Genomic DNA, 21,350 nt, shown 5'->3' with positions numbered 1-21,350 from the left:
CGAAGATCCGTGCGAACAACATGGTAAAGAGCGCATCAACTAGTCACGCATAGTAACTGATCGATACGTCCAGCCTGTGGAAAACTCTCCCGTGGCGAGGGGTCAACCCGCCGGGGCGGGCATAGGGTCGCAGTAACCCTGCTACCCCCTGGAGGACCAGGATGGAAACTCGCCGACTGGGCAGACTCGGCCACGAGAGCTCGGTACTGATCTACGGCGCCGCGTCGCTCGGCGGGGTCGACCAGGATCGGGCCGACGCCTCGATCCAGGAGGCCCTGGACGCCGGCATCAACCACTTCGACGTCGCCGCCGACTACGGCGACGCGGAGATCCGGCTCGGTCCGCGGATGCCGGAGATCCGGGACCGGATCTTCCTCGCGACCAAGACCGGCCGCCGGACTTACGAGGAGGCCTGGTCCGAAATCAACCGGTCCCTCGAGCGGCTCCAGACCGACCATGTCGATCTGATCCAGATGCACGCCGTGTGCGACCTGGAGAACCTCGATCTCGTCACCGGCAAAGGCGGATCGCTCGAAGCAGCCGTCCGCGCCAAGGAAGAAGGACTGGTCCGGGCGATCGGGATCACCGGCCACACCGCGCAGGCGCCGGCCGTGCACACCGAGGGCCTGCGCCGCTTCGACTTCGACAGTGTGCTGACGCCGCTGAACTACCGGCTGTCGACGGATCCGCAGTACGCCGCCGACTATGCGGCCCTCGTGGACACGGTGAAGGCTTCCGATGCGGCCCTGATGACGATCAAGATGATTGCCCGGCGCAACTGGCGGGACGGCGAGGAGAAGTCGTACGACACCTGGTACCGGCCGTTCGACGAGCAGCGCTACATCACGGCCGCGACCGCGTGGCTGCTCAATGGGCACCCGGAGATCACCGGCCTGGCCACTGCCGGCGAGACCCGGTTGCTGCAGCAGATGGTGATCGCCGAGCGGGAGCGGGCCGACATCAGTGCGGAGGACGCCGCGTCGATCCTCGACGAGGTGCAGGACTACTCGTCACCCTTCGTGGACATGCCGATCTGACCTCGACGTGTGCCAGGTCACACTCGCCGATCCGCATTCCGGTCAGGGTCAAGCGCTTGTACGCCGGACCCGCGAGCCGGACGGGAACACCGGCGGCCGGCCTGGTGTTGTAGAGGCTGTATTCGTCTAACTTCGGAGGTCGTAGTGGCAACGGTCGAGCTGTCCCAGGAGAACTTCAACGAGGTCGTCAGTGGCGAGGGCCTCGTGCTGGTGGACTTCTGGGCCGATTGGTGCGGCCCGTGCAAGATGTTCGGACCGGTGTACGAGAAGTCGTCCGAGACGCACTCGGACATCACGTTCGGCAAGGTCGACACCGAGGCGCAGGTCGAGCTCGCCCAGGCGTTCCAGATCCGCTCGATCCCGACGCTGATGGCAGTCCGTGACGGCGTCGTCCTGTACTCGCAGCCCGGCGCGCTCCCGGCCGCCGCCCTCGAGGATCTGATCGGCCAGCTCCGCGCGGTCGACATGGAAGAGGTCCGCGCCCAGATCGCCGCCCACGAGGCCGAGCACGGCAGCGAGCCGCACAGCCACTGACAGCACACAGCACTGTCGAACGAATCCGGGTGCTCACACGGTGAGCATCCGGATTTCGTCTGCCAGCCGGTGCCGGGCCGTTCCGGGCTCGATCTGAGAACTCGCCTCGATCGCTGACCGCAGGTTGGAGCGTTCGGGCGGCGTCAACCGGCTCCACTGGTCCCGGACCAGCCTCAGCGCGTGGTACTGCTCGTTCGCGCTCGAGGATCGGCTCACCGCCTCGTGCAGCACCGCAGCGTCCACCAAGGACGGATCGCCCTCCATCAGGCCGAGCGCCAGCACGCGCATGACCGGCGTGCCTTCGGTGAACATCGTTCTGACCTCGTCCTTGTCGAACTTCTCGACCCGGGCGGCGCCCGCCACGCGGTCGACGATCCGGTCGAGGACCATCCCCCGGACGTCCGAGAGCTCCGGTCCGCGCAACTCGGTGTACACGGTGGCGTAGGCGTCGAGCTCGCGGCCGAGGCCGAGCCGCTGCAGCGTCTGGGCCGCGCCCCGGGCGCTCGCGGCGATCTGGCGGACCAGCTGCACCTCGAACCGGCCGAGCCTGAGCTTCCGGATCCGATCGGCGATCGTCGGCATGATCAGCAACAGCAGACCCGCGACGAGTACGGCGAACAGGCTCGTCTGATCGACGTCCGCGAAGAGCGCGACGATGCTCGTGACCAGCAAGGCCGCCCCCGCCAGCAGACAAGCCGCCCGAGCGACGACATCCAGCGTCCTCGGTGCTTGATCGAGCCAACTGCTCTTCCGCTGCCGCTCGATCGGAGCCCGCTGCTGGAACTGCGGTGGAGCGTTGCGAGCCGCGGTCGGCGGGCCGTCGTACGTGTTTGGCATCCCCCCGGCCTCCTGACTGTTGAGGTTGAGACCGATGGTGCGCTCAGTCTCGACGTTCGGCAACGGTCAGGTGGCGCGAGAGCTCAGGATGCAGAATTCGTTGCCTTCGGGGTCGGCGAGGACCGTGAAGGAGGCATCCTCGGGTTGGCCGACGTCAGCGCGGCGCGCGCCCAGGCCCTCCAGGCGGGCGATCTCGGCGTCGCGGTCCTGGGTGGTGTGCGGGGCGAGGTCCAGGTGGAGGCGGTTCTTGAGGGCCTTGCCCTCGGGGACGGGGACGAAGGTCATGCCGGGACCGATCCGCTCCCAGGGGGTGTCGCGCACGGCCTGCTCGTCGACCCAGCCGGGGATGTTCACGCACTCCTCGTCGGTCTCGTAGATCGTCCTCCAGCCGAGCGCTTCGGCCCACCAGGCGGCCTGCTTGCGCACGTCGTGGCAGTCGATGACGAGGGTGTACCAGCGCAGCACCATGAAGAAGTCCTCCTCGTAAGGTCGAGGAGGACCACGATGTCACCCACCGCCGACAAAACGACGGGAGCGGGCCCTGGGCAGGAGATCTATCGCCAGGGCCCGCTCCGGGGTCCATCCCGTTGTCGTCAGCGGAGCGGGTCGAACGGAGCCAACTCGCTGGGGGTGCGGCCGGTGGTGATGGTCTCGGCCAGCAACTGTCCGGTGATGGGGCCGAGCGTGATGCCCCACATGCCGTGACCGCCGGCGGCGAACACCCGCGGCGACGCGGTCGCGCCGATCAGCGGGAGGCCGTCCGGGGTGCAGGGCCGCGGTCCGACCCACTCGTCGGTGCGCGCGTCCAGGTCGGCGTCCCGCAGCAGTGGCCGGGCCGCCTCGACGATCGCGTCGATCCGGCGCGGGTCGAGCTTCGCGTCGGGCTTGCGGAACTCCATCATCCCGGCGACCCGCAGCCGGTCGCCGAGCGGTGTGCAGGCGATCCGCTGCGCCGGGAAGTAGACCGGGCCGGCCGGCACGTGCTCGATCGGCACGCTGAAGCTGTACCCACGCCCGGCCTGTACGACGGTCTTCACCCCGAACTGCCGGGACAGGTCCCCGAGCCACGCGCCGGTCGCCATCACCACGGCGTCGAACGGGTCGGTCTCACCGTCGCCGGTGACCAGGCGGACCCCCCGGATCTCGTCGACGATGTCCAGCACGTCGACCCCGCTGATGATCTGCCCGCCACGGGCGGTGACCGACTCGGCCAGCAGTTTCACGTAGTCGCCCGGGTTGATGAACCGCTGTCCGTGCAACCGGATCGCGGCCCCGATCTCGTCCGACAGCGAAGGCTCGATCTCACGGGCGTCGTCACCGCTGATCGCCTCGAACTCGATGCCCTGGCCGGCCGCGTGGATGTGCTCGATCTCCTCGAGCAGCACGCTGCGCTCGGCCTCGGTGCGGTACGCGGCCAGGAACGACTTGGCCTCGTAGGTCTGCGCCTCGACGCCGGCCTTGGCCAGGAAGTCGAACGCGGGCAGGGCCTGCCGGTTGATCGGGACCAGCGACTCCATCGCGGTCTTCCAGCGTCCGGCGGTGCTGTTGCGAGCGAAGCCGGTGAGGAACTTGAGTAGCCGCGGGCTCGCGGTCGGTGGAACGTACACCGGTGAGGACGGGCTCAGCACCGCGCGGACGCCGTACTTGAGGACTGCCGGTTCCGGCAGCGGGGTGGCCAGGCCGGGCGTCAGCCAGCCGGCGTTGCCCCAGGACGCGCCCGCGGCGACGCCTTCGCGGTCGAGCACGGTGACCTCGACGCCGGCCTCCTGGAGGAACCAGGCGGTGGCGAGTCCGACCATGCCCGCGCCGACGACAGCGACGCGATCGGGAACGATGTGTGTGGAACCAACAGCGACCATGTATCGATGGTGCGGCCGCCGCGCACCGCTGTCATGGTGCGATCACACCACTGAAGAGACAAATGACTGTGCTCAGAGCACAATAACTCCATGATCACCGCGCCTGACCTGATCGTCGCCGTCGGCCCTGCCCTGTTCGAGGTGGTGGTGACCGGCAAGGGCGACGGCGAGGTCCGCGACGTCTTCCTCGCCGACCCCCAGGAGCCCGCGACCGGCCAGCCCGGTGACCTCGTGCTTGGCCTGGGCCTCCGCGACGCAGAGGATGCGGTCGAGCTGGTCGAGCGCTGCGCTGCCAGCAGCGCCTCAGGCGTCGTTCTGCGTACGACGCTCGCCCACGACCCCACCGTGGTCGCGGCAGCCGAGCGGTGGCTGCTCACCCTCGTAGCACTGCAGCCGAGCGTCACCTGGGCGCACGTGGTCTGGCTGCTACGCGGTGTGATCGACAGGGCCGCAGCACCCGACTCCCCTGCCGCCGGAGACGCCGGCGTGCACCAGGAGCTGTTTGCACTCGCCGACGCCGCCGCTGCGATCGTGGACGCGCCCGTCACGATCGAGGACAACCAGTCGCGAGTGCTGGCGTACTCCTCCGGCCAGGACTTCACCGACCCGACCCGCGTCTCCACCATCGTCGGCCGTCGCGTACCGCCCGAGGTGATCGCGCACTTCCGGGCCCGTGGCATCTTCCGTCGGCTTGCACGTTCCAGCGAGCCGTTCCTGGTCCCTGACGGACCCAACGGGATTCGGCCGCGTCTCGTCGTACCTGTGCGGGCTGGTGGTGAGTGGCTGGGGTCTATCTGGGCTGTGGTCGACGGGCCTGTGAGTGACGAGGTGACGGCCGAGCTGAGCAACGCTGCGTCGGTGCTGGCGCTGCATCTGCTGCGGCTGCGCGCGCAGGCCGACGTGGCGCGGCGGAGTGCGATCGACAGGTTGCGGACGATCCTTAGGCAGTTCTCCCCCGACAACCCGATCGACGTACGGCTCCCACCGCAGCCATGGCGTGTTGTCGCCCTTGGCTCGCCAGACGGGTACGACGTACCGCAGCAGCTCGACCTGTGGGAGTCGACCGGTCGCAGACACGGGTGGAGCGAGCCGCAGCTCGCAGACCTCGACGGCACGGTCCTGGCAGTCGTCACCGACACGGACGGGCCCGGCTCGTGGAGCTGGTTGAGCAAGCTCGTCACTGAGCAGGCCAAGACAGCGCCAGGCACCATCGCGGCGGCAGGTGGGCAGGCACGCGGTCCGGCAGACCTGCCGAGCTCACGTGCCCAGGCGGTCGAGCTGCTAGGCCTGGTACGGCGGGGCGCTGCACCAGGACCCGCCTTGCCGGTGGAGCAGGCGTGGCACGTGCTGACTGTTCACCGGGCAGTCACCTCGCTCGACACCAGCAAGCTGGACGGACCGCTCGCGACGCTGCTGCGGCACGACATCGAGCACGACACCGGGTTCGTCGAAACGCTGCAGGCGTGGCTGGAGTACCCGGGTCAGCCGCAGCGCGCGGCGCGGGAACTGCATCTGCACACGAACACGTTGCGGCACCGGATGAAACGGATCGGCGAGATCGCAGAGCTGGATCTGTCGAGTCCGCGCGAACGCCTCGCGCTCCAGCTGCAGATCGCCGCGGTGCGCACCGAACACTAAGACGGGCACTGAGATGTACGCCACAACCCTACGTAACAAGGCTTCATATTCCGGCAACTGTTGGGCAACATCCGACTGATTAAGTCTTCCTCAGGAACACCGAGCACCACCCCCAAGGACTGTCCCAGCTTTTCACCAGGAAGCTGGGGCACCGTTCCAGCCTTTCACCAGGAGGCTGGACCGGCCGGTCCGAGCTTTTCACCAGGAAGCTCGGGCTTCTCCGGGCCCGGCGATTGTCTGAGCGATCGCCGGGCCCCAGGAGAAGGACACAGCGAAATCCTTGCTCAGGACAAGCGGTTGACGATGTGCGAGTAGACGCCGGGGAGCAGCGTGGCCGCCGGCACGATGCGGGGCGCGAGCAACGACCTGTTGCGGGCCCAGAGCAACGAGCCGGTGAGCAGCCGGCACTCCCAGGACACTCGCCGCCAGGCGGCCTCGTAGTCCGACGGCCGATCCTTCAGGACACAGTCCACCAGCTCGGCCGACGTACGTAGTGCAACGGCGATGCCCTCGCCGGTCAGTGCGTCGACGTACCCGGCCGCGTCGCCGACCAGCAGCACCCGCCCAGCCACCCGTGCCCGCACTCGCTGGCGGAGTGGACCGGCCCCCATCACGGCGTTCGCGGGGCAGGCCCCGCGCAGGCGGCGCTTCAGGGCCGGGAACGCGTCGAGGTGCGAGTCGAACGTGCCACGCTCGGAGGTGAGGATGGCCACGCCGACCAGGTCGTCGGCAACCGGAGTCACGTAGGCCTCGCCCAGCCCGGACCAGTACACCTCGACCAGATCGGTCCATGGAGCTACGTGGAAGTGCCGGCGCAGGCCGCGGCGGGTGGCGCCGGGTGCACCGGCCAGACCTAGCTGGCGGCGGATGCCTGAGTGCAGGCCGTCGGCGGCGGCCAGGTAGCGAGCTGTGATGCCTGCTGCCGTTACCGAGGTGGTGTTCTGCGTGATAGCAGCGACGCGGGACTCGACAATCGGCACGCGCAACGAGGTCAGGCGATCCGCCAAGGCTTGGTGGAGCGTGGTGCGGCGGACGCCCAGGCCTGGTCCGGTGGTGAAGCGAGCATCGACCTGATGCCCCGCGTCGAGGTAGCGGATGCCGTAGAACGGGCGGCCGTCGAGCGATACCCCGAGACGGCCCAAGTACTCCACGGCACTGTGCGCGATGCCTTCTCCGCAAGCCTTGTCGATCGGGGCTGAGCGCGGCTCGACGACCACCACCGAGAGGCCGGCCAGGGCGGCGCGGATGGCGGTGGCAGCACCGGCGGGGCCGGAGCCGGCGACCAGGAGGTCGATCACTTGTGCAGGGCGGCGTCCAGGGCCGCCTCCTCGGTCCGGATCCGGACCGCCAGCAACGGGATGTTCAGCACCGTGAAGACCACCGCCGTCACCCACGCCGTGTGGACCAGCGGCAGCGCGATGCCCTCGGCAACCACGGCGACGTAGTTCGGGTGCCGCATCCATCGATAGGGGCCACGTGCAACCAGCTGCAGCCCTGGTACGACGATCACCCGCGTGTTCCACTGCTTCCCAAGCACCGCGATGCACCACCATCGCAACCCCTGCGACAGCAGCACCACCGCGAACATCGTCCACCCGAGCCACGGGATGAACGGCCGATAGGCCGCCTCGACCAGACACCCCACCAGCAACCCGGTGTGCAGCACGACCATGAACGGGTAGTGCCCACGCCCCGACTCGACGCCACCCTGCGCGAAACTCCATCGCGCGTTCCGCAGCGAAACCACCAGCTCGGCGACCCGTTCGAACCCGACCAGGACGACGAGAACGACGTACCAACTCACGGCCACTCCAGGAGGACGAGCTCGGAGCAGAAGCCGGGGCCCATGGCCAGTAGCAGTCCCATGCCGACAGGATCTCGTCGGAGGGTCTCACCGAGCACGTGCAACACGGACGAGGACGACAAGTTGCCGACTGCGTCGAGCGAATCCCAGGTCAGCTGCAGCGCCCCGGGCGGTAGGTCGAGCGTCTCCGCGACCGCCTCCAGCACCTTCGGCCCACCCGGATGACTCACCCACGTCCCGATGTCCGGGACCGTCAGCCCGTGCGCGGCCAGAAACGCCCGCACGTCGCCACCGAGATAGGTCCGTACGACGTCCGGCACATCCGCCCCGAGCACGATCCGGAACCCGCCCGAGCCGACGTCCCACCCCATCACCCGCTCGGAGTTCGGGTACAGCCGGCTCCGCGTCGCCACCACCGAGGGCCCCGAGGCCAGCGGGTGCTCCGAACCGGTCATCACCACCGCCGCCGCACCGTCCCCGAACAACGCGCCGCCGACGAGGTTCGCCAACGACGAGTCGTCCCGCTGCAACGTCAACGAGCACAACTCCACGGACAGCAGGACGGCGACCTGCGTCGGCCAAGCCTTCAGGTAGTCATGCACCCGAGCGATCCCCGCCGCCCCGCCCACACACCCCAGTCCGAACAACGGCAGCCGCTTCAGATCCTCCCGCAGCCCCAACCGCAACGCGACCCGCGCGTCGATCGACGGCGCCGCCACCCCGGTCACCGTGGTGAACATCAGCAGATCGACGTCGTCCAGCGTCAGCCCCGCATCCTTCACCGCCCCAGCAACCGCCTCAGCCCCCAGGTCCACGGCTGCCGCGATCCACGCGTCGTTGGCCTCACCGAAGTCCTTCAGTACGGCGTACTGCTCCAGCGGCAGCGCCAGATGCCGGTACGACACCCCCGCATTCGCATGCAGCCGCCGCAGCAACGCCGTACCGCTGCCGTCGGGCAGGCAGATCGAGGCGAACGCGTCGGTGAGAGCAGACTGCGGATAGCGGTACGGCGGCAACGCGGGCCGGACCGCTGCGATCCGCGTCATCGTGGCATCGTTACGTCGGTGAGTGTTCTGACGACGGTGCGAGGTCTGGCACTCGCATGCCACCCCGGCCCGACTGCTGCCGTCACCGCGCTCACCACGGCCGTGGCCTGGTCGGCCGGGCGCAGTCCGGCCGGGTGTCTCCTCGTCGCCGCAACGATCCTCACCGGACACCTCTCGATCGGCTGGAGCAATGACGCGATAGATGCCGCCCGCGACACCATTGTGAACCGGCAGGACAAGCCTGTGGTACGTGGACTGGTGAGTCGCCGCACGCTCGCGATCGGCGCCGGAGTCATGCTGGTCGTCACTGTCCCGGTCTCACTGGCCAACGGGATCGCCGCCGGCCTGATGCACCTGCTCTTCGTCGCCTGCGCCTGGGCGTACAACCTCGGCCTCAAGTCGACCGCCGTCTCCTGGCTCCCGTACGCCGTCGCGTTCGGCGCACTCCCCTCGTTCGTGACGCTCGGCACCACGGGCACCTGGGCGCCTTGGTGGGCGACCGCGGCCACCGCCCTGCTCGGAGTCGGTGCCCATCTGGCAAACGTCGTACCCGATCTGGCCGACGATCTCGCCACCGGCGTCCGCGGCTGGCCGCAACGCCTCGGCAGCGCGGCCCGCCTGCTCGCCCCGGTCCCGTTGGCCGCGGCCACGATCCTCCTGGTCCTCGCCCCACCCGGCCCGGCCGGTGTGATCGGCTGGCTCGTGCTCGGCGTGGTCGCCGTCCTGCTGGCCGTGATCCTGGTCTGGAAGAACGCACCGTTCCTGGTCACCATCGCGGTCGCCGCAGTCAGCGTGGCAGCGCTGGTCATCCGGGGCGACGCGCTAGTGCCGTAGCTCCTGGAACTTGGTCTTCACGCCTTCCTTCAACACGCCCCAGCGGTCCTCGTCGCCGCGCCACAGCGACTTGGCGGTCTTCTGGATCTGGTCCCAGCTCGAGTGCGGCGGAATCGGCGGTACGTCGGGGTCGCAGTGCACGTCGAGCACGGTCGGCCGGTCCGCCGCGAGGGCCGAACCCCAGGCCGAACCCAGCTCCGCGCTGGACCGGACCGTCATCGCCGCCAGCCCCACAGACCGCGCGAACGCCGCGTAGTCCACGGACGGCAGCGTCTGCGAGTCCGGGAACTTCGGCGCGCCCTGCAGCGACCGCATCTCCCACGTCACCTGATTGAGGTCGTTGTTGTGCAGTACGGCGATCACCAGCCGCGGATCGCTCCACTCCTGCCAGTAGCGCTTGATCGTGATCAGCTCGGCCAGCCCGTTCATCTGCATCGCGCCGTCGCCGGAGAACGCGACCACCGGCTTGCCGGGATGCGCGATCTTCGCGCCGATCGCGTACGGCACCGCGGAGCCCATCGTCGCCAGCGTGCCGGACAACGAGCCGCGCGTGGTCTCGTCGAACCGCAGCTGCCGCGCGTACCAGTCGGCCGCCGAGCCGGAGTCCGCGACCACGATGCAGTCCTCGGGCAACCGCTCGGAGAAGTCGCGGAACAACCGCTGCGGGTTCACCGGGTCCGCCTCGACCATCGCGGCCGCGGCCATCACCTCCCACCACCGCTGCACGCCGTCCTCGATCCCGGAACGCCAGGACCGATCCTCCTTCTGCAGCAGGTACGGCGTGAGCTCGCGCAACGTGGCCGCGGCGTCGCCGACCAGGTTGACCTCGTACGGGTACCGCATCCCGATCATGGTCGGGTCGGCATCGATCTGGACCGCCCGCGCCTGGCCGAAGTCGGGCAGGAACTGCGAGTACGGGAAGCTCGACCCGACCGTCAGCAGCGTGTCGCAGCCCTGCATGAGGTCCCAGCTCGGCCGCGTCCCCAGCAACCCGATCGACCCGGTCACGTACGGCAGATGGTCGCTCAGCACGTCCTTGCCGAGCAGCGCCTTCGCCACCCCCGCGTTCAGCAGCTCGGCGACCGTCTCGAGCTCCCGCCGCGCACCCCGGGCGCCCTGGCCGACCAGGATCGCGACCCTCTCCCCACTGTTCAGTACGTCGGCCGCCGCCAGCAGACCCCCCTCGTCCGGCACCTCCACCGCGGCCGCGAACCCAAGACTCGACGGCACCATCTTGAACGCGTGCTCCGGCGGCGTGTACTCCAGCTCCTGGACATCGGACGGCACGATGACCGCGGTCGGGGCGGACCGGGCCAGCGCGGTCCGGATCGCCCGGTCGAGGACGTTCGGCAGCTGTTCGGGCACGTTGACGGTCTCGACGTACTCGCTCGCGACGTCCTTGAACAGGGTGTGCAGATCCACCTCCTGCTGGTACGAACCGCCCATCGCGGACCGGCTCGTCTGGCCCACGATGGCGACCACGGGGACGTGGTCGAGCTTGGCGTCGTACAGACCGTTCAGGAGGTGGATCGCGCCGGGGCCGGAGGTGGCCAGGCAGACGCCGACCCGGCCGGTGAACTTGGCGTAGCCGACGGCCTGGAAGGCGCTCATCTCCTCGTGCCGCGACTGGATGAAGCGCGGACCCTCCTCGGCCTGCGTCCAGGCGGCGAGGATGCCGTTGATGCCGTCGCCCGGATAGCCGAAGACGGTGTCCACCTGCCAGTCCCGGAGCCGCTCGAGCAGGTAGTCGCCAACCGTCTTCATGAGACCTCCCTCGGTGTCACCCCTCGGGTGCCCGTAGACGTCTCCTTTATGCGGCGTCAGGTTTGAGTGGCGCGTTGCTGCCGAGGATCGCGGCGGTCAGCGCCTCGGCGGGCTCCTTCGACGCGCGCGGGTTGGTGATCAGCACCAGGTCGATGGACGGGAGCTCGGGGAGACCGGCGCTCGGCGGCGGTTCGACCAGGTCGGCGGGCATCAGCGAGCGGGCGAAGATCGCGATGCCGAGGCCGGCCCGGACCGCCGCGAGGACGCCGTTCACACCGCGGACGATGCAGGTGATCCGGCAGGAGCGACCGGCCTGTTCCAGAGTCTGGACACCGAGCGAGCGGCTCAGGCTGGGCGCCTGGTACGCGACCAGCGGCACCGGGCCGTCGGGCGCGATCCGGGTCCCGTTGATCCCGGCCCAGACCAGCGGGTCCCGCCGTACCAGCCGGCCGTTCGGCTCGTAGCCGGTGCCGACGCTGTGCTTGACGTAGGCGAGGTCGAGGTGGCCGGACTCCACCCGGCGGAGCAGGTTGGGGCTCTGGGCAACCGTGAGCTCGAGGTCGATCCGCGGGTACAGCTGCCGGAAGTCGCGCAGGATCCGCGGCAGCGGGGTGAGCGCCAGGTCGTCGGTGACGCCGAACCGCAGCCGGCCGCGCAGGTCCGAGCCGGTGAAGTAGCCGGCCGCCTCTTCGTGCGCGGCCAGGATGGTCCGGGCGAACCCGGCCATCGCCTCGCCGTCCGCGGTCAGTGTGACCGTCCGGGTGTCGCGCAGGAACAGCGGCCGCCCGACCGCAACCTCGAGTTTGCGGACGTGTTGGCTGACCGTCGGCTGCCGGATACCCAGCCGCTCGGCGGCCTGGGTGAAACTGAGCGACTGCGCGACCGCCAGGAACGTGCGGAGCTGATCCGGGTCGTACATCGATGGACCTCCTATTACGCGACGCGATAAGAGTAATAGGAGTAATTCGCTATCAGAATTCAGTACCGACCGTGAGGATGGACGTGTCCTCCCCTGACCAGTCCACTCGCGTAGGGAACGCTCTTGACCTCCCGGGCCACCGGTACTGTCCCATCCGTCCCCGACTTCCACACCCACAACAGCAAGACCGCGACCGACCCGCGGCGCCGGCCCGGATTCCGGGAGACGTTCAGCGCCCTGGAGGTCCGCAACTTCCGCCTCCTGGTCAGCGGACTCCTGGTCAGCTCGACCGGCGGCTGGATTCAGCGCATCGCCCAGGACTGGCTGGTGCTCACGATCACCGGCAGCGCCACCGCGGTCGGCATCACCACCGCGCTGCAGTTCCTCCCCACCCTCCTGCTGGGCCTGTACGGCGGGGTGATCGCGGACCGCTTCCCGAAGCGGAAGGTCCTGCTGGTCACCCAGACGACGATGGGCACGGGGGCCGCCGTCCTCGCCGTCCTGGCCTTCACCGGCTCGGTCCAGGTCTGGCAGGTCTACCTGATGGCGCTGTTCCTGGGCCTCGCGACCGCGGTCGACAACCCGACCCGGCAGTCCTTCGTCCCCGAACTGGTCGGCAAGGAGCGGGTCCGGAACGCGATCAGCATGGTCTCGTCGACGTTCCAGCTGGGCAGCATGGTCGGCCCGGCGCTCGGCGGCGTGCTGCTCGGCGCGCTCGGCGCCGGCTGGGCCTTCGCGATCAACGCGATCACGTTCTTCGCCTCGATCTCCGCGCTGCTGCGGATGCGTGAGCACGAGATGCCCGGGCTGCAGGCGGCCCGCAAGGCGAGTGCCGGGATGCGGATCCGGGACGGGCTGAGGGACGGCGTGCGGTACGCGTTCCACGAGCCGGCCGTCCGCTGGGCGATCGCGCTGGTCGGGATCTACGGCATGTTCGCGATCAGCCTGCCGGTGACGCTGACCGCGTTCGCCGACCGCGTCTTCCACATCGGCGCCACCGGGTACGGCGTACTGAACTCCGTCGTCGCGGTCGGCGCACTGACCGGCGCACTGTTGTCCGCACGGCGGGTCCGGACGCCTCGGCTGCGGAACCTGGTCGGTATCGCGTCCTTCCTGGCCGTGATGGAGATCCTGGCGGCGATCCAGCCCTCGCTGTGGACCTTCATCCCGCTGCTGGCCGCGCTGGGCATGGCGACGCTGATGTTCCTGACCGCCGCGCAGTCGATGGTGCAGCTGACCACGCCCGACGGGCTGCGCGGGCGGGTCTCCGGGATCTACAACCTGGTGTTCATCGGCGGCGGCGCGATCGGCGGTCCGCTGGTCGGTTTCCTCGCCCAGACCTGGGGCGCGCGCAGCAGCCTGCTGCTGTCCGGACTGATCCCGGCCGCGGCGACGATCGCGATCGCACTGCGGCTCCGCCGCGACGGCCGGTTCCGGCTGGTCCTGGTCCGCACCCGCTCGCCCTGGCACCAGGCTCCGGTCCGGGTCAACCTCGAGCAGACCGAGATCCGGCTGTCGGCCCCGGCCAGCCCGCGGATCACGCGTACCTCGCGCCCGTTCACCCTGGGCCGCCGCCAGCACCAGCGCATCGACCCGCACACCCGCCCGATGCGCCCCCGCCGACGCCCGCAACACCACTGACCCTCCGCACCTTGAGAACCCACCAACCATTTCTCGGCACGTTTTGTGGTCGGTGGCTTCTCAAGGTGTGCGGTCTGGATACTTGACGACGTAAATTAAGCACACCTAGGCTCGGCGAGGTCCGCTCTCTCCTCCCCCCGAGGGATCACATCGTGCTGAACCTGACCAGACGCCGTACCGCCGCGGCCGTGCTGGCTTCCGTCGCCCTGGTGTCGACGGCCGCCGCGATCGCACCGGCCGACGCGGCCCCGCCCACCGCCGACCAGCCCGGCCCCAAGCCGGCGCTGGTCGAGCCGGACTCCGCCTTCCAAGGCGTCCCCGACCTGACGACGAGCGCCAAGGCGACGCCGGCGACGTACCCGCAGGTTGCGGCCAAGCCGTACATGGGCTGGTCCAGCTGGAGCCTGCAGTCCACCAACTACCCGGGCGTGAACCCGGACGGCCCCGGCAGCTTCATCTCCGAGCAGAACATCCTCACCCAGGCCCACGCGATGGCGACCAAGCTCAAGCCGTACGGCTACGAGTACATCAACATCGACGCCGGCTGGCAGCTCGGCGGTGACGAGTACGGCCGCCCGACCGCGAACCCGACGCGGTTCCCGCGCGGCATGAAGGCAGTCGGCGACGACCTCCACAGGCTCGGCCTGAAGTTCGGCATCTACACCGTGGTCGGGCTCGGCTTCGACGTCTACCGCGACGGCAACACACCGATCTACGACGCGCCCGGATGCTTCACCCGCGACATCGTCTACCCGGACCTGCGAACGACGAACGGCTGGGACCAGGCGTACAAGATCAACTACGCGAGCCCGTGCGCGCAGAAGTACGCGGACTCGATCGCGAACCTGTTCGCCAGCTGGGGCGTGGACTTCATCAAGATGGACGGCGTCGGCCCAGGCTCCTGGAAGGGCGCCCCGGACGACCCCAACCACAACAACACCGAGGACGTCGAGGCCTGGTGGCGCGCCGTGCAGAACTCCGGCCGCCCGATGATGTACACGCTGTCGTGGTCGCTCAGCCACCGGTACGCCGACGTGTGGAAGCAGAACTCGAACGGCTGGCGGATCGACACCGACGTGGAGTGCTACTGCGACACGATCGTCCGCTGGGACGGCTCGGTGAAACAGCGCTGGTGGGACCTGCCGCAGTGGATCGACGACGCCGGACCGGGGCACTGGAACAACCTGGACGCGATCAACGTCGGCGTCGGCGAGATGGACGGCATCAACGAGGCCGAGCGGCAGAGCTACATGACGTTCTGGGCGATCAACGCCGCGCCGCTGTTCGTCGGTGACGACATGACCAAGCTGGACGCGTACGGCCTGAAGCTGCTGACCAACCGCGAGGTCATCGCGATCAACCAGTCCGGCAACCCGGCCCGCCCGCTGAACCAGGACCAGCTGCAGCAGGTCTGGTACGCCGACAACGCCGACGGCAGCGTCACGGTCGGCCTGTTCAACCTGGCCGAGACCCCGGCCACGGTGACCGGGAACTTCGACCAGCTCGGCATCGCCGGCAAGGCCACCGTCCGCGACGTCTGGGCGGACCAGAACACCCGCGGCGTCTCCGGCCAGGTCAGCGCGGAGCTGCCCGCGCACGGCTCGAAGCTGTACAAGATCACGCCGGAGAAGAAGGCGTCGCCGAGCAAGCCGGCCGACCTGACCGCGACCGACGTCAGCCGGACCACCGTGGCGTTGAGCTGGCAGCCGAGCACCGGCGCGACGTCGTACAAGGTGTTTGCCAATGGCAAGCAGGTGGCGACCAGCTCGAGCACGAGCGCGGTCGTGACCGGGCTGCTGCCGCAGACGCAGTACACGTTCACCGTGAAGGGCGTGTCGAGCGGCCGGTCGTCGGAAGCGAGTGCGCCGGTCACCATGTTCACCTCGAAGTCGGGTGGACCGGTGAAGTACGAGGCCGAGGCGTCGACCAGCACGCTGACCGGGAACGCGGGCATCTCCGGCTGCAACCTGTGCTCGGGCGGCCAGAAGATCGGCAACATCGGCTACGACGCGTCGGTCACGCTGAACGACATCACGGTGCCGGCCACCGGGACCTACCTGGTGAAGATCGCGTACACCGACGGCGACACCAGCCGGCAGAGCATGCTCACCGTCAACGGCGCCGATGACTACTGGGTGAACTACCACGGCCTCGGCGACAACGACTGGGGCACACCGCAGGTCACCTACCTGCCGATGAAGCTCCAGGCCGGAGCCAACTCGATCAAGGTGCACAACCCGGGCGGCTACATCGCCGACATCGACTGGATCACCGTCTGACCGGTTGTCCACAGATCGCGGGGCCGGCCTTCCCCTGGGCCGGCCCCGTGCCTTTACTGGACGAATGAGCGTCTATCCCGAACCTCTCGTCCCGCCCGGCTCGACCGCGCCGGTCCCCCGCCGGATCCGCGCGACTCTCGGCGACCGCGTCGTCCTGGACACGTCGGACGCGATCTACCTGTGGGAGTTCCCGCCGTACCCGCAGTACTACGTGCCGGTCGCGGACGTGGCCGACGGGGTGCTGACCGACACCGGCGAGACCAAGACGTTCGAGCACGGTGTCGCGCGGGTGCACACCGCGGGCACGGGGAAGGCCTGGGTGTACGACGACGGCGTCGCGAAGGACCGGGTCCGGTTCCAGTGGGACGCGCTGGACAGCTGGTTCGAGGAGGACGAGGAGGTCTTCGTCCACCCCCGCAATCCGTACGCACGCTGCGACGCGATCAAGTCGACCCGGCACGTCCAGGTCGCGGTCGACGGCGTCGTCCTCGCGGAGTCCGCGTCGACCGTGATCGTCTTCGAGACCGGGCTGCCACCGCGCTACTACTTCCCGCGTACGGCGGTGCGCCTGGAGCACCTCACCCCGAGCAGCACCGTCACCTCCTGCCCGTACAAGGGCACGACGTCGGCCTGGTGGTCGGTCGGCGACCGCAAGGACCTCGCCTGGTCGTACGACTTCCCCACCGCGCCCCTGCTCCCGATCGCCAACCACATCGCCTTCTTCGACGAGAAGGTCGACACCACCATCGACGGCACCCTCCGGGACCGCCCGATCACCCCGTTCTCGGACTGAGCTCCGCGATCAGCTGGTGGAAGTGGGGGCACTCGGTGAAGTCGGGGGCCTCGCAGGTGAGGGCGTGCTCGATGAGGCGCTTGGACTCCTGCGCCTGGCGGATCTGCTCGTCGAGTACGGCGTTCTGCTCGGTGAGGACCGCCCGGCGCTCGGACCCGCCGGGGGCGTCGAACATGCGACGGATCTGGTCGAGGCTGAGCCCGGCGGCCTTGGCGCGCTGGATCATCACCACGCGGGCGACGTGCGACTCGTCGTACCGGCGTTGGCCGCCGACTCGCGCGGCCGGGGTGAGCAGGCCTTCGTCTTCCCAGTGCCGGAGCACATGGGTGGCCAGCCCGAACCGGCCCGCGAGGTCTCCGATGCCGAACATCAGATCGCCGAGGTGACGCCGCCGTCCATGGTGATGATGGCGCCGGTGACGTAGCTGGCGAGCGGGGAGGCGAGGAAGACGGCGACGTTGGCGACCTCGGCGGGTTCGCCGGCGCGGCCCATCGGGATCTCGGCGACCATCTCCGCGAGCAACTCGTCCTTCGGCCGGCCGCTGGCGCGGACCGCGGCCTCGAGGCCCTCGTCCACCCGGGCGGTGCGGGTCATGCCGGGGTTGATCACGTTCACCCGGACGCCCTGACCGGCGTACGCCTTGGCGTAGCCGACCGACGCCAGCATCAGCGCCGCGTTGGCCGCGCCGCCGCCGATGTGCAGCGGGTTCGCCGCGCGCCCGCCCTGGCCGACCACGTTCACGACCGCGCCGCTGCCACGCTCGGCCATCCCGCGGATGACCGCCTCGGTCGCGTGCATGTACGTGAAGTACTTCGCCTCCATGGCCGCGTGCAGCGCCTTGCTGTCCAGCTCGTCGATCGGCGTCCGGCGGGCGGCGCCCGCACAGTTGATCAGGATGTCCGGTACGCCGATCCGCGCGAACGCAGCCTTGGTCGCGTCGGCATCGGTCAGGTCGACCGCCTCGACGTCGAAGGCCAGCCCCTTGGCCGCCAGCTCCGCCTGCGCCTTCGCGAGATTCCCCGCGTCCCGGGAGATCCCGATCACCTTCGCGCCCTCCCACGCGAGCGCCTCCGCGCACGCCAGCCCGATCCCCTTGCTGGCGCCGGTGACCACCGCAGTCCGGCCGGACAGTTGCAGATCCACGTGCTGACTCCTTCTCGTCCCTCACTGGCCCCGGAAAGTCTACGGCGCAGCGTGGATGCCATGAGCAATCGTCACCTTTCGGACGTCGGGGCCGTCGGCAACGAATTGGAATTGTCGCTGTTGCGGCCTTGAACAGCCCAGTACAGTGGGTAACCAGATCGACACTCTTTGTTTCGACGCCTGATGCCCAGAGCTGCTTGCCGAGCACCCGACGCCGGAGGGACCCGTGCCGACCATGTCCACTTCCCATTCTCCGCCAGGTTCCGAGCGGACACCTGTGCCCGAACGCAGTACCTGGCAGTCCGTTCTCCACCATGACCTGCCGGCCTCGCTGGTGGTCTTCCTGATCGCCGTTCCACTCTCCCTGGGGATCGCCGCCGCGTCCGGCGCCCCGCTGATCGCCGGCCTGGTGGCCGCGGTGGTCGGCGGCGTGGTCGCCGGCGCGCTCGGCGGCTCCCCGTTGCAGGTCAGCGGTCCCGCCGCCGGCCTCACCGTTGTCGTCGCGGGCCTGGTCGCCCAGTTCGGCTGGGCCGCGACGGCCGGCATCACCTGCGCCGCCGGCCTGTTGCAGATCCTGCTGGGCGTCACCCGGATCGGGCGGCTCGCCCTCTCACTCTCACCCGCCGTTGTGCACGGCATGCTCGCGGGGATCGGCGTCACCATCGCCGTCCAGCAGCTGCACGTGGTGCTCGGCGGGCAGGCGCAGAGCTCGTTGATCGCCAACCTGGAGGCGCTGCCCGGCCAGCTCGTGGCCCACCACCCGCACTCGGTGCTGGGCGGTGTGCTGACCGTCGTCATCCTGCTGGCCTGGCCCAGACTGCCCAAGGTCAAAGCGATTCCGGCACCTCTGGTCGCCGTCGTGGCGGTGACGGCACTGGCCGCCGTCTTCATGGCAGACGTTGCCCGGGTCAACCTTCCGGACCAGCCGCTGCAGGAGCTGATCCTGCCCGCGGTGCCCAACGGCACCCCGATGGAGATCATCACCGCGGTGCTGACCGTGGCCCTGGTCGCCAGCGTGGAGTCACTGCTGTCAGCCGTTGCCGTGGACAAGCTTCACCGCGGCAAGCGGAGCAACCTGGACCGTGAGCTGATCGGCCAGGGCGCCGCGAACGCGGTGTCCGGCGCACTCGGTGGCATGCCGGTGACCGGCGTGATCGTGCGCAGCTCCACGAACGTCGCGGCCGGCGCGCGCAGCCGGGCGTCGGCGATCATGCACGGCATCTGGATCGCGGCATTCGTGCTCGCCGCGGGCTCGATGCTCGAACTCATCCCGATGGCCGCGCTCGCCGGCGTACTGCTCGTCACCGGGTTGCGTCTGGTCCAGCTTGCTCACATCCGCACCTTGCGGCGGCATGACGAGCTACTCGTGTACGTCGTGACCGCTGCCGGAGTCGCCGTACTCGGGCTGGCCGAGGGGGTGCTGCTCGGCTTGGTGCTCGCGCTCGCACGCGTGCTCTACCGGCTCAGTCGAGCGACAGTCACTGCGACCGAGCAGGACGGACTGTGGACCGTGCGGATCCGCGGCTCCCTCGTCTTCCTCGGCGTCGCATCGCTGATCCGGACGCTGCGGACGATCCCCGTCGGCACCAAGGTGCGAGTCGAGCTCGAGGTCGATCACCTCGATCACGCAGCGTACGAAGCGATCGAGGACTGGCGGCGCGGTCACCTCGCGCGCGGCGGCTCGGTCGAGCTCAACCGGGTCGCGTTGCGCGCCGCGCTGCACACCGACGCGGCCCGGCGGCTGCTGCCCTGGCAGCGCCAGGTCATCCCCGAGCCCGACCAGCGCGTCTCGATGCTGGACGGCGTCCGCGCGTTCGAGGCGTCGGCCGACGAGATCCGGCCGAAACTGGCGGCCGACGGACAGCGGCCGGCGCACCTGTTCATCACCTGCGCGGACTCGCGGATCCTGCCGAACATGATCACCACGAGTGGTCCCGGCGACCAGTTCTGCGTCCGCAACATCGGCAACCTGGTTCCGCCGAAGGGATCGAACAGCAACTCCGTCGACGCCGCGATCGAGTACGCCGTCGACGTCCTCGGCGTGCAGTCGATCGTGGTCTGCGGTCACTCGCACTGCGGTGCGGCCGCGGCCGCGCTGGAGGCGAACGTCCCCGCCGGTTCCGGCCTGCAGAACTGGCTCCGCCACCTGGAGCCGTCGGTACGGCGTGCCGTCGGGCTACCGGACATCGTCGACCCGGCGACGGGGGTGAAACTGTCTCCGGCCGACAAGCTGTCCGTCGCGAACGTCGGCGTACAGCTGGCGAACCTGCGCAACTTCTCCTGTGTTCGCAAGGCCGAGGCCGAAGGACGGCTCGAGCTGATCGGGCTGTGGTTCGACATCGGGGCGGCCGCGGCGCGGCTGGTCCTGGACCGCGAGCCCTACCTGGTCCGCGCCGACGAGGAACTGGCCACCGCCGGCACCTTGTCCAAGCGCTGATCGAACCCGGCGGGTGCGTTCTTCAGGCGGCGCACCCGCCGCGCATCGAAGACCAGCAGCAGCGGCAGGGCCAACGCGATCGCGACGAGCCCGTCGAGCCAGTAGTGGTTGGCCGTCACCACGACGACGGCGAACGTCAGCACCGGGTGCGCCATCCACAACCAGCGCCAGCGCGAGTGGGTCGCCCGGATCAGGAACACCGCGACCATGAACGCCCAGCCGACGTGCAGGCTCGGCATCGCCGCGAACTGGTTCGCCACCCCGGAGTCGGTGGTCGGGCCGTAGACGGACTGCCCGAGCAGGACGCCGGTGTCCGCCCAGCCGGGCATCATCCGCGGCGGCGCCAGAGGGAAGAACATGTGCCCGACCAGCGCCAGCCCGGTCAGTGCCGCGAGCGCCCAGCGAGCTTTGCCGTACTCGGCCGGTCGCCGGATCATCAACCACGCCAGGACCGCTGCGGTCAGCGGGAAGTGCACGCTCGCGTAGAAGACGTTCGCAGCCTCGGCCAGTCCGGGGATTTGCAGCGCCTGCTGCTGGACGGTCGCCTCACTCGGCAGTCCCAGCCAGGCCTCCCAGCCGATCAGCTTGTCGGCGTGCCGGTACGCCGATCCCGCATGGTCGGCGGACAGGAACCGGCCGAGGTTGTAGGCGCCGAACAGGACGGCGAGCAGCCCGACCTCACGGACGATCCGCCGTCCGCCACCGGTCCGCGGCCGCACCACGACCGGTTGCTCCACCCGCTCCAGCGTCAACTGCGCCACGAGAACCCCCTTCTCAGCCCGCAC

19 protein-coding genes are annotated in these 21,350 nt (G+C 69.4%); 8 read left to right on the top strand and 11 right to left on the bottom strand.

Annotated elements, in window-relative coordinates; genetic code table 11:
• Positions 1–161 precede the first annotated feature (161 nt).
• Together ACIBGM_RS42175 and trxA are read left to right on the top strand one after the other, a co-directional pair.
• Entirely contained in the window at positions 162–1,037 is an 876-nt protein-coding gene (locus tag ACIBGM_RS42175; protein ID WP_360520754.1) for an aldo/keto reductase, read from the top strand.
• Between the two features lie 144 nt (positions 1,038–1,181).
• Complete coding sequence (trxA, locus tag ACIBGM_RS42170; RefSeq protein WP_360520752.1) at positions 1,182–1,571, top strand: thioredoxin; 390 nt, start codon at positions 1,182–1,184, stop codon at positions 1,569–1,571.
• 33 nt (positions 1,572–1,604) lie between these two features.
• Here trxA and ACIBGM_RS42165 read toward each other — a convergent pair whose 3' ends face one another.
• The 3 genes from ACIBGM_RS42165 to ACIBGM_RS42155 form a co-directional block, all read right to left on the bottom strand.
• Positions 1,605–2,408: a hypothetical protein gene (locus ACIBGM_RS42165; protein WP_360520749.1), complete on the bottom strand. Its 804-nt coding sequence runs from the start codon at positions 2,406–2,408 to the stop codon at positions 1,605–1,607.
• Between the two features lie 66 nt (positions 2,409–2,474).
• The gene (locus ACIBGM_RS42160; protein WP_360520746.1) at positions 2,475–2,876 is read right to left on the bottom strand and encodes a VOC family protein; all 402 of its coding nucleotides are present in this window, start codon (positions 2,874–2,876) and stop codon (positions 2,475–2,477) included.
• Between the two features lie 125 nt (positions 2,877–3,001).
• Positions 3,002–4,267 carry an NAD(P)/FAD-dependent oxidoreductase gene (locus ACIBGM_RS42155; protein ID WP_396388747.1) on the bottom strand — a complete coding sequence of 422 codons (1,266 nt, stop codon included), beginning with the start codon at positions 4,265–4,267 and terminating at the stop codon, positions 3,002–3,004.
• 90 nt (positions 4,268–4,357) lie between these two features.
• Between ACIBGM_RS42155 and ACIBGM_RS42150 the strand changes: the two genes are divergently transcribed.
• A complete protein-coding gene (locus ACIBGM_RS42150; RefSeq protein ID WP_360520740.1) occupies positions 4,358–5,905 on the top strand; it encodes a helix-turn-helix domain-containing protein in 1,548 nt (515 codons plus the stop codon).
• Positions 5,906–6,189: 284 nt separating this feature from the next.
• Here ACIBGM_RS42150 and ACIBGM_RS42145 read toward each other — a convergent pair whose 3' ends face one another.
• The 3 genes from ACIBGM_RS42145 to ACIBGM_RS42135 are packed head-to-tail and all read right to left on the bottom strand — an operon-like array spanning position 6,190 to position 8,755.
• The gene (locus tag ACIBGM_RS42145) at positions 6,190–7,203 is read right to left on the bottom strand and encodes an NAD(P)/FAD-dependent oxidoreductase (RefSeq protein WP_396388746.1); all 1,014 of its coding nucleotides are present in this window, start codon (positions 7,201–7,203) and stop codon (positions 6,190–6,192) included.
• Entirely contained in the window at positions 7,200–7,709 is a 510-nt protein-coding gene (locus ACIBGM_RS42140; protein WP_360520734.1) for an isoprenylcysteine carboxyl methyltransferase family protein, read from the bottom strand. The genes ACIBGM_RS42145 and ACIBGM_RS42140 overlap by 4 nt, the downstream gene beginning before the upstream one ends.
• Positions 7,706–8,755, bottom strand: a complete 1,050-nt coding sequence (locus tag ACIBGM_RS42135) for a type III polyketide synthase (protein WP_396388745.1) — start codon at positions 8,753–8,755, stop codon at positions 7,706–7,708. Before ACIBGM_RS42135 ends, ACIBGM_RS42140 begins: the two co-directional genes overlap by 4 nt.
• Positions 8,756–8,773: 18 nt before the next feature.
• Here ACIBGM_RS42135 and ACIBGM_RS42130 point away from each other — a divergent pair, with 18 nt between their 5' ends.
• Positions 8,774–9,589 (top strand): UbiA family prenyltransferase, encoded by an 816-nt coding sequence (locus ACIBGM_RS42130; RefSeq protein ID WP_360520728.1) that lies wholly within the window; start codon positions 8,774–8,776, stop codon positions 9,587–9,589.
• Here the strand turns inward: ACIBGM_RS42130 and ACIBGM_RS42125 are convergent.
• Together ACIBGM_RS42125 and ACIBGM_RS42120 are read right to left on the bottom strand one after the other, a co-directional pair.
• Positions 9,578–11,353, bottom strand: a complete 1,776-nt coding sequence (locus ACIBGM_RS42125) for a thiamine pyrophosphate-requiring protein (protein WP_360520725.1) — start codon at positions 11,351–11,353, stop codon at positions 9,578–9,580. The genes ACIBGM_RS42130 and ACIBGM_RS42125 overlap by 12 nt on opposite strands.
• A 46-nt stretch (positions 11,354–11,399) precedes the next feature.
• On the bottom strand, positions 11,400–12,272 hold the full coding sequence (locus ACIBGM_RS42120; protein WP_360520723.1) for a LysR substrate-binding domain-containing protein: 873 nt from the start codon (positions 12,270–12,272) through the stop codon (positions 11,400–11,402).
• Positions 12,273–12,395: 123 nt separating this feature from the next.
• Between ACIBGM_RS42120 and ACIBGM_RS42115 the strand changes: the two genes are divergently transcribed.
• From ACIBGM_RS42115 to ACIBGM_RS42105, 3 genes are all read left to right on the top strand, one after another.
• On the top strand, positions 12,396–13,913 hold the full coding sequence (locus ACIBGM_RS42115; RefSeq protein WP_360520720.1) for an MFS transporter: 1,518 nt from the start codon (positions 12,396–12,398) through the stop codon (positions 13,911–13,913).
• A 152-nt stretch (positions 13,914–14,065) separates the two neighbouring features.
• The gene (locus ACIBGM_RS42110; protein WP_396388744.1) at positions 14,066–16,192 is read left to right on the top strand and encodes a fibronectin type III domain-containing protein; all 2,127 of its coding nucleotides are present in this window, start codon (positions 14,066–14,068) and stop codon (positions 16,190–16,192) included.
• A 64-nt stretch (positions 16,193–16,256) separates the two neighbouring features.
• Positions 16,257–16,985, top strand: a complete 729-nt coding sequence (locus tag ACIBGM_RS42105) for a DUF427 domain-containing protein (protein ID WP_396388743.1) — start codon at positions 16,257–16,259, stop codon at positions 16,983–16,985.
• On the opposite strand, the gene ACIBGM_RS42100 is transcribed toward ACIBGM_RS42105, so the two are convergent.
• Positions 16,966–17,355 carry a MerR family transcriptional regulator gene (locus ACIBGM_RS42100; protein WP_360520711.1) on the bottom strand — a complete coding sequence of 130 codons (390 nt, stop codon included), beginning with the start codon at positions 17,353–17,355 and terminating at the stop codon, positions 16,966–16,968. The two genes, ACIBGM_RS42105 and ACIBGM_RS42100, sit on opposite strands and share 20 nt — an antisense overlap.
• Positions 17,355–18,128, bottom strand: coding sequence for an SDR family oxidoreductase (locus tag ACIBGM_RS42095; RefSeq protein WP_360520708.1), 774 nt, complete (start codon positions 18,126–18,128; stop codon positions 17,355–17,357). The genes ACIBGM_RS42100 and ACIBGM_RS42095 overlap by 1 nt, the downstream gene beginning before the upstream one ends.
• A 277-nt stretch (positions 18,129–18,405) precedes the next feature.
• Between ACIBGM_RS42095 and ACIBGM_RS42090 the strand changes: the two genes are divergently transcribed.
• Positions 18,406–20,565: a bifunctional SulP family inorganic anion transporter/carbonic anhydrase gene (locus ACIBGM_RS42090; RefSeq protein ID WP_396388741.1), complete on the top strand. Its 2,160-nt coding sequence runs from the start codon at positions 18,406–18,408 to the stop codon at positions 20,563–20,565.
• Here the strand turns inward: ACIBGM_RS42090 and ACIBGM_RS42085 are convergent.
• Complete coding sequence (locus tag ACIBGM_RS42085) at positions 20,508–21,326, bottom strand: phosphatase PAP2 family protein (protein ID WP_396388740.1); 819 nt, start codon at positions 21,324–21,326, stop codon at positions 20,508–20,510. The two genes, ACIBGM_RS42090 and ACIBGM_RS42085, sit on opposite strands and share 58 nt — an antisense overlap.
• Positions 21,327–21,350: the final 24 nt, after the last annotated feature.

This window comes from Kribbella sp. NPDC050470, from assembly GCF_044458365.1.
Lineage (GTDB): Bacteria > Actinomycetota > Actinomycetes > Propionibacteriales > Kribbellaceae > Kribbella.
The sequence above is the reverse complement of the archived record's forward strand: the minus strand, read 5'-3'. Positions and strand labels throughout refer to the sequence as shown.

Bases quoted from the DNA above. Each gene is read 5' to 3' on its own strand.
- ACIBGM_RS42120 (WP_360520723.1), bottom strand. From the start codon at position 12,272: ATGTACGACCCGGATCAGCTCCGCACGTTCCTGGCGGTCGCGCAGTCG.
- ACIBGM_RS42160 (WP_360520746.1), bottom strand. From the start codon at position 2,876: ATGGTGCTGCGCTGGTACACCCTCGTCATCGACTGCCACGACGTGCGC.
- ACIBGM_RS42105 (WP_396388743.1), top strand. From the start codon at position 16,257: ATGAGCGTCTATCCCGAACCTCTCGTCCCGCCCGGCTCGACCGCGCCG.
- ACIBGM_RS42175 (WP_360520754.1), top strand. From the start codon at position 162: ATGGAAACTCGCCGACTGGGCAGACTCGGCCACGAGAGCTCGGTACTG.
- ACIBGM_RS42125 (WP_360520725.1), bottom strand. From the start codon at position 11,353: ATGAAGACGGTTGGCGACTACCTGCTCGAGCGGCTCCGGGACTGGCAG.
- ACIBGM_RS42150 (WP_360520740.1), top strand. From the start codon at position 4,358: ATGATCACCGCGCCTGACCTGATCGTCGCCGTCGGCCCTGCCCTGTTC.
- ACIBGM_RS42135 (WP_396388745.1), bottom strand. From the start codon at position 8,755: ATGACGCGGATCGCAGCGGTCCGGCCCGCGTTGCCGCCGTACCGCTAT.
- ACIBGM_RS42100 (WP_360520711.1), bottom strand. From the start codon at position 17,355: ATGTTCGGCATCGGAGACCTCGCGGGCCGGTTCGGGCTGGCCACCCAT.
- ACIBGM_RS42155 (WP_396388747.1), bottom strand. From the start codon at position 4,267: ATGGTCGCTGTTGGTTCCACACACATCGTTCCCGATCGCGTCGCTGTC.
- ACIBGM_RS42165 (WP_360520749.1), bottom strand. From the start codon at position 2,408: ATGCCAAACACGTACGACGGCCCGCCGACCGCGGCTCGCAACGCTCCA.